Below are 7,680 nucleotides of genomic sequence, written 5' to 3' on the forward strand. Positions count from 1 at the left end.
TGCGGGTCGATCCATGGTTCTATGCCCTCCCCATCTCCCTCAACATGGCAGGTTCATGATGATGAAGCGTCAACTGTTCGCTCTGGCCGCCTTAACGGCCGCCTTCACCCTGAGCACGGCCGTCTCTTCGGTGGCCGCCACCCCCTCCTGGCAGGAGACGGGCACCGCGTACACCGGCAGCCTGACCGGGGGCGAGGGCCTCGCGAGCCGGGCCGACGGCTCTCTGCTGTACAGAGGGCTCGGCAGTATCCCGCTGGATCTGCGCATCAAGGGCTGGAACCACGTCGGCGACCCGGACATCGCACAGGGCTACACCTTCGACGCGTACCAGGGCCCGGACACGGCGACGTCGAAGATGTTCGAGGTGACCACCCCGGACGGCAAGCGCTACGACTACGTCCACCAGCTCGATTCCGGCGAGGCACTGAACAACTCCTTCGACAGCGTCTCCCCGGACAGCCAGTGGATGGTGTCGGGCGAGTGGGGTGACCAGAACCGGCTCCAGGTCTTCCCCACCCCTCTGCTCAACCCCTCCACCCCGCGCACCGGCGGTGCGCTGCCGCAGGCCGGGCAGATCACGCTCGACAAGCCCGTGCGCAACATCCAGGCCTGTGACTTCGTGAACGAGACCCGGCTGGTGTGCGTCTCGGACGACGGCTCGCGACAGCTGTTCCCCGACGACCGGCCGCTGCTCCAGGTGGATCTGCCGCACAAGCTGGACGGGCAGCCGATCACCGGACGGGTGACCGACCTGCTCGCACTGCCCCAGCGCAGCCTGTGCACCGGCACGTTCGAGGCCGAGGGCGTCGACTACGACGCGGCTCGCGGCGTTCTCCGCGCGGAGGTGGTCCAGCCCGGCGTGTGCGTCGTCGCGACGACCGTGTACTCGTACCGCCAGCAGTGACGCGCGCTCCTGGCCGGGGTGCTCCCCGGCCAGGAGGTACGCCAGGCCCTAGGTGCGCCTCTTGGCCGGAAAGGTGCTTCTCCTTTCCGGCCGCGCCGTCACCGGCCGGGCAGAGCGGCCATCAACCGCCGGTCCCTGGGGGCCGGTTTGCGCTCCAGGCGGGAGTCGAGCAGCCGACGCGCCGCCTCGCAGCGGCCGGCCGCGACCAGAGCGTACAGCAGGGTCTCCTCGACCACTTCGCGCTGGGCCGCGCTGCCGCCGACCCTGCGCAGCACGGGCAGGACGGCGTCGAGGCCGCGCGCCGCCTCCTGGAAGCGCTCCTCGACCAGCGCGGTGAACGCCTCGCACAGCGGCACAATGACCTCGCGCTGCACCGTGTCCGCTCCGGCCGCGTGGTCGCGCAGCCTGCGCAGGGCGGCCACATCGCCCACGGCGGTGAGCGCCACGGCCGCGTGCAGCGCCGTGAACGCGGTCGCCGGCCGCTCGACGACCTCCCGGGCGACACAGTCGAGCACGTCCTCCGCGGGCATCTCACCCGGCCAGCTGTCGCTCAGCCGCGCCCGCCACAGCAGCGACCCCGAGTCGACCAGCGCCCGCACCCCTTGGACGCGGCCAGGCGCGAGCTGCGCGAACCACCGCCTGCGGACGGCGGCCGGATCGTCCAGAGCCAGTTCGTGCAGCGCGATGTGCCAGGAGAAGTGCGCCCGGTGGACGGCCCCGCGCCCCTGCCCCGACACCCATCTGTCGAGCCAGTCACGGCCCGCTTCATGGGCGCCGGACTCGTAGTGGACGTGGGCGAGCGCGTGCACGGCGTGCCCCGAGGCGGGTTCGGCGGCCAGGGCACGGTGGGCGAGTTCGCCCGCCTCGTGGTAGCGGCCCTGGCCCTGGCGCAGGAAGGCGAGCAGCGAGGTGTGGAACCAGTGGCCGTCGTAGGCGGGCGAGGCCCGCTCCACCAGCGGCAGGGCGTAGTCGTCGTCCAGGTCGGCGACACCGGAGAAGGCGATGGTCGGCACGGCCGCGGCCAGGGCGAGCGCGTCGCCCGGGTGGCCGTCGAGGTGTCTGAGCAGTACCGAGCCGTCCGTGTCCGTGCCGTGGACGCGGTGCGTGACCACGTCCACGAACGAGCGTTCACGGTCGTCGGCCCGCTCCTGCGCGCAGCGCTGTGCGTCGGCCAGGGCCCGGGGTACGTCGACGTCGGCGCCGCACTCGTGGCCGAGCAGGGCGAGGGCGGCGTGGCCGAGGGCGAAGCCCGGGTCGAGCGTGACCGCCCTGCGGAAGGCGTCCTCGGCGCCGGACCTGACCTTGAGGACGCGGTCGAGTCCGGCGCGGTGGGCGGCGGCGGCCTCGGCGTGCGTGGACAGCGGGAGCCCGTGTCCGTCAAGGGGACGGCGGCGGGAGGGGCGTGGCGCGGGGGTGAGCGGGGCGAGCAGGTCCCGGGCCAGCTCGGCGGCCTGTGTCCGGATCTCGGGGACGGCGGTGGTTTCCCACAGCTCGCCGCGGCGCGGGGCACCGAGGGTGAACAGCGGCCGGCCGGCGCGGCCTTCGGCGTCCAGGAGGCGTCCGTCACGGGTGGCCACGCCCAAGCCCAGAGGGCCGGATACGGCGGCCCCGGCGTCGAGGAGCGAGCGCCACAGGGAGTCGTCCGGGCGGGGGCCCGGGCCCGTGCAGTCGATGACCCATCCGGCGCGCAGCTCACGACCGTCGGCGAGGGTCACGGTCACCGTGCCGTCCGCTCCGGGGTGTGCCGCGGCGATACGCCCCGCGTGCACCCGTAGCCGCCGTGCGGCCCGTGCCCGTGCGAGCGCTTCGCCCGTGGGCGGCGACATCCGGTGCCGGTGCGTGTTCCAGAGCGCCCCGTCCCGCTCCAGGAACTCGGCACGCTCATGCGGTGTCAGGCCCTGCCACAGTTCCGCCGTGAGGGGCCGCAGGCTGTCGAGCGCCGGACGCCAGTCGCCGTGCAGGCGTACGGCCCGGCCGACATGGCGGTACACGGACCGTCGCATCCGCTCCAGGGACGCCCCGCGCAGTCCCTCCGGCGGGGCCATCGCACCCGCCGGGGTCAGGGCATGGGGCTGCGGAACCAGACCACCGCGCGAGAGCGCGTGCAGCGCACGTCCGGGGCGGTCGAGGCTGAGCACCAGGTCGACGGCGGTCAGGCCGGTACCGACCAGCAGCACATCGGCGGTGTCGCCGAGTGGTGCCTCCAGTGCGCCCGGGGCCCAGGGCGAGGCGATGAACCGGGACCATTCCCGCAGCCCGGGCGGGGCCCATCCGCCGTTCCCGGCGGCCGGTCCGGTGGCGAGGACCACGCTGTCCGCGGCCAGGAGTTCGCCGTCCGCCAGCCGGAGTTCCATCCGCCCGTCGGCGCCGTCCGCCCAGGCCTGAGCTCGTGTCCGCACCCGGCGTACGCGCACCACGCCATGGGCGCGGACGATGGCCTGGCCGAGGGTGTCGGCGACGTATGCGCCGAAACGGTAGCGCGGGACGAAGTCCGCGGCGGTGATGCCGCTTTCGCCGTGGCGGCACAGCCAGCGGGTGAGATGGCCGGGGTCGTCCGGGTAGCAGCTCATGCCTCCCGCGGGCACGTTGAGCCGGTGCCGGGGGTCGGGGGTGGAGTAGGCGGTTCCGCGTCCGGCCTCCGGAGCCGGGTCGACCAGCACCAGGTCGAGGGGGGTACGACGGCGCGCCGCCGTCTCACAGAGCTGGATGGCGGTCATCGCTCCGGCCGCGCCGGCTCCGACGACGGCGACGGTGTGCGGCGCGCGGGCCTGGATCAAGTCTACCTCCGGCGGTCGTGGGGCCCGGGGACATCGGGGGACACCCAATCTCTACTCTGTCCCGCATCGGTGGCACCGGGACAACGAGGCTTTCGGCCCAGTCTCCCCAAATGTCTGCCCAGGAGTACCAGGAAGCGCGCCTCGGGTTCAGAGGTTCAACCCATACGGCAAACGCGTGACGCGCACGCGGAGGCGGCCGTCCGAGGAGAGCGTGCCGCAGGCTCCCGGCTCGGGCCGGACCGTCAGCTTCCCGGACTCCTTTGCGGCAGTCCGCTTCAGACCCTGAACTCCGTTACAACAAAAGGAGTTTGCGGGCTTCACCTCTTGACGTCCCCGAGTGGCGGAGAGCACATTGTCCGCGCGGCGTGGGAGCGCTCTCACGCACATTGAAGCGTCTCCCCCGCTTTCGGCGCACTCGCACGCCCCCACTCCGTACGTGAAGAGGCAGCCCATGACGCACACTTCCGGCACCCCCACACGACGCCTACCAATACGCCGCGCGCTCGTCGCCGCGGTCGGCACGACAGTCCTCGCCATGACGGCCGCCCTGGCCGCCGTTCCGCCCGCGGACGCCTCCGCCCCCACACCCCCCTCCGGCTGGTCCCAGGTCTTCCTGGACGACTTCAACGGCACGGCCGGATCAGGAGTCGACACATCCGCCTGGCAGTACGACACCGGGACTTCGTACCCGGGCGGAGCCGCCAACTGGGGCACCGGCGAGGTCGAGACGATGACCTCCAGCACGAGCAATGTCTCACTCGACGGCAACGGCGATCTGCTCATCACCCCGCGCCGCGACGCCTCCGGCAACTGGACCTCGGGCCGCATCGAGACCACCCGCACCGACTTCCAGCCCCCGGCGGGCGGCAAGCTGCGCGTGGAGGCCCGCATCCAGATGCCCGATGTGACCGGCAACGCGGCGGCCGGCTACTGGCCCGCCTTCTGGATGCTGGGCGCGCCCTACCGCGGCAACTACCAGAACTGGCCGAGCGTCGGCGAGCTGGACATCATGGAGAACGTCCAGGGGCTGAACAAGACGTGGGCCACCATGCATTGCGGCACCAACCCCGGCGGCCCGTGCAACGAGACCACGGGCCTCGGCAACTCCACCGCGTGCCCCGGCGCCACCTGCCAGTCGGGCTTCCACACCTACACGATGGAGTGGGATCGCTCGGTGAGCCCGGAGGCGATCCGCTTCTACGTCGACGGCGTCGTCTACCAGACGGTCACAGCGAACCAGGTGGACGCGACGACCTGGGCCAACGCCACCGAACACGGCTTCTTCGTCATCCTGAACGTGGCGATGGGCGGCGGCTTCCCCGCGGCGTTCGGCGGCGGCCCGACGGGCGCCACCGAGTCCGGGCATCCGATGGTGGTCGACTACGTGCAGGTACTCCAGTCCTCGGGCGGCGGGGGCGGTAACACTCCCCCGCCCCCGGGCAACCGGGACGCCTACGGCGCCGTCCAGGCCGAGTCGTACGACGGCCAGTCGGGCGTCGGCACCGAGACGACGACGGACACCGGCGGCGGCCAGAACATCGGCTGGCTTGCGAACGGCGACTGGGCCCTGTACAAGGGCGTGAACTTCGGCTCCACGGCGGCCACCCAGTTCTTCGCGCGGGTGGCGAGCGGTGCGGCGTCCGGGGTCAGCGGCCTCGTGGAGGTACGCCTGGACGGCCGCGGCAATCCGCCCATCGGCAGTTTCGGGGTGGGCAACACCGGCGGCTGGCAGAGCTGGAGGACTGTCCCGGCCAACATCAGCGCGGTGACAGGGACGCACGACGTGTATCTGACCTTCGCCAGCGGCCAGCCCGCGGACTTCGTGAACGTCAACTGGTTCGACTTCGGTCACTGAAGGAAGGCCCCGGGCGGGGCGGCCGATGACGCCGCCCCCTCGGGCAGGTACCAGCGGACCGGACGCTGCCCACCGGACGGGCAGGACGGGGGTCCTCGGTCACCGTCGCGAGAGAGCCTCACAGGCACCCCAGTGTGTGATACGTGGCCCGGGTCGTCGCGGCGACCCGGATCCACGTGCGGTCGCGGGCCACGAAGGCCCGGCCCGCGGCTCCCCAGTCCTGTCGTCTCTCCGGGCTGTGGAAGAGCCCTTCCAGGGCATCCGCCCAGGCCGTAGGGGCCTGCGCCGGGACAAGTACTCCGCTCACCCGGTGTTCGACCAGTTCCCTCATGGCCGTGAGATCGCTCGCCACCACGGGAAGACCGCTCGCCATCGCCTCGACCGGCTCGTACGGAGGCACCAGCTGACACACGCGATCGTCCGTGCGCGGGAGCGCGAACACATCCAGTACCCCGTGGTACGCCCGCACTTGGCCGTGCGGCACCATGCCGGTGAACAGGACCGTTCCGTCGGTCAGACCGAGTTGCGCGGCCGCGGTCTCCAGCGCCCGGCGTTCGGGGCCGTCGCCCACGAGCAGCAGCCGCACCGGAGCACCGCGGCGGCGCAGTCGGGCCGCGGCTTCCAGGAGGGTGTGGGTGCCCTCAGAGCGGGTGAGGGTGCCGACCGTGCCGATCACATAGTCCTCGGGGCCGATGCCGAGGCCTGCGCGCAGGGCCCTGCCGTCGGGCGGTGGTGTGAGGAAGAGCGGGTCGACCGCGTGGGGGGCGACGCGCACCCGCTCCTCGGGCACACCGCGCGAGACGATCTCGGCCTTCATCGCCTCGCCCAGCGTCAGGACCGCGTCGGCCTCGCGCATGCAGTGGGTCTCCAGCTCTCGCAGCGCGACGTATGTTGTGTCGTCGCGGGAGCGTCCGGGTGCCCTGGCCAGCCAGCTCTCCTCCGGGAAGTCGCGCACCTCGTGCACCACGGGCAGCCCGTACGCGTCGCGCAGGGCCAGCGCGACACGTCCGTCGCCGTGGTCACCGGCCGCGTGCAGCACCGAGGGGCGCAGCCGTTCCACGAGCCGCGCGGCGAGTTCCGCGTTGCGTGCGAGGGCGGGTCCGGAGCCGTACGGCAACCAGCGCGGCAGCAGGCGGTGCTGGGGCACGCCCTCCAGCAGGTCCAGGGACCGTGCGTCGAACACCCCCTGGGTCACCGGGAAGCCGATCCGCGTCACCACGTGCGGGTCGAGTCCGGCAGCGGACTGCGCCCGGGCGAGCGCCTGCGTGCGCAGGGCGGGTCCGGCATGCCCGTGTGGAAGCCCCTCCGGAACCAGGTGCAGTACGCGTCCGGGCACGGGCCGTATCGGACGTCCCGGCGGTGGCTGCACCCGGGCGGGGGACCCGGCCAGGAGACGCTCCCGCGCTCCCGGTGAACGCCCTGCCCCGGACGGCAGCGGACGTACGGCGAACAGGACCGCGCGCAAAGGGTCGTGGCGCAGCTCTGCCCAGGCCACTGAAAGGGCCAGGGTGAGCGCGCGCACAGGGCGGCGGGGCGGGCGACGCGACATGAGATCAGATTAAGACGGCAGGGCCCCGGCCAGGCGAGATGCCCTCCGTGCCACCCGGACGGCGGGCGCGCGCCGTCAGGCCCGGACGGTGCGTGCGACGGGGGCGCGACATACGCGCCGGGCTCTCGCCCCGACAGGCGGGCGATCCCTGGACGGGCACGCCGGTGGGCAGCCACGCAGGCCAGGAACAGAGCGTGTCTCCGGGATCCGGTCAGGCGGAAATCCGTCCGTCGACTCGACCGGCCGACAAGTGATTCACCGACGGCGGCGGCAACAGCGTCACGCTCAACACCCCCTCCGACTGCGACTTCAGGCCCCCTGCGGTGAAACCCGCCTTCTGCCCCTGAACGGGTCGGCCGCCGTTGAGGGGAGCGAGCCGGGTCGCTCCCCTTCCGGCTCAACTGTGCCGTGGGAGGAGAACCAGTGCCGCAGCAGGCAACGTTCGCCCCGTCGCGGCACCAGACCCCGCGAGCCCGGCCTGATCCAAACGGGAGGCCCAAGGGTCTTTCGTTTGGATCAGGCCGGATCAGGGAGCGGGGTCTGGTGCCGTGCATCGCAAGGCGGAGGAGGGCGTCATGGCGGAGCCATGGCAACC

At 72.5% G+C, this 7,680-nt stretch carries 4 protein-coding genes; 2 read left to right on the forward strand and 2 right to left on the reverse strand.

Annotation, left to right across the window (positions count from 1 at the left end):
* Positions 1–61 precede the first annotated feature (61 nt).
* On the forward strand, positions 62–904 hold the full coding sequence (locus ABZ845_RS25220) for a hypothetical protein (RefSeq protein ID WP_360983395.1): 843 nt from the start codon (positions 62–64) through the stop codon (positions 902–904).
* A gap of 98 nt (positions 905–1,002) precedes the next feature.
* On the opposite strand, the gene ABZ845_RS25225 is transcribed toward ABZ845_RS25220, so the two are convergent.
* A complete protein-coding gene (locus tag ABZ845_RS25225) occupies positions 1,003–3,681 on the reverse strand; it encodes an FAD/NAD(P)-binding protein (protein WP_360983377.1) in 2,679 nt (892 codons plus the stop codon).
* Positions 3,682–4,132: 451 nt separating this feature from the next.
* Between ABZ845_RS25225 and ABZ845_RS25230 the strand changes: the two genes are divergently transcribed.
* Positions 4,133–5,536: a glycoside hydrolase family 16 protein gene (locus ABZ845_RS25230; RefSeq protein ID WP_360983379.1), complete on the forward strand. Its 1,404-nt coding sequence runs from the start codon at positions 4,133–4,135 to the stop codon at positions 5,534–5,536.
* Positions 5,537–5,654: 118 nt separating this feature from the next.
* On the opposite strand, the gene ABZ845_RS25235 is transcribed toward ABZ845_RS25230, so the two are convergent.
* Positions 5,655–6,872, reverse strand: coding sequence for a glycosyltransferase family 4 protein (locus ABZ845_RS25235; RefSeq protein WP_360983381.1), 1,218 nt, complete (start codon positions 6,870–6,872; stop codon positions 5,655–5,657).
* Positions 6,873–7,680: the final 808 nt, after the last annotated feature.

It is taken from the genome of Streptomyces sp. NPDC047022, assembly GCF_040644155.1.
GTDB lineage: Bacteria > Actinomycetota > Actinomycetes > Streptomycetales > Streptomycetaceae > Streptomyces.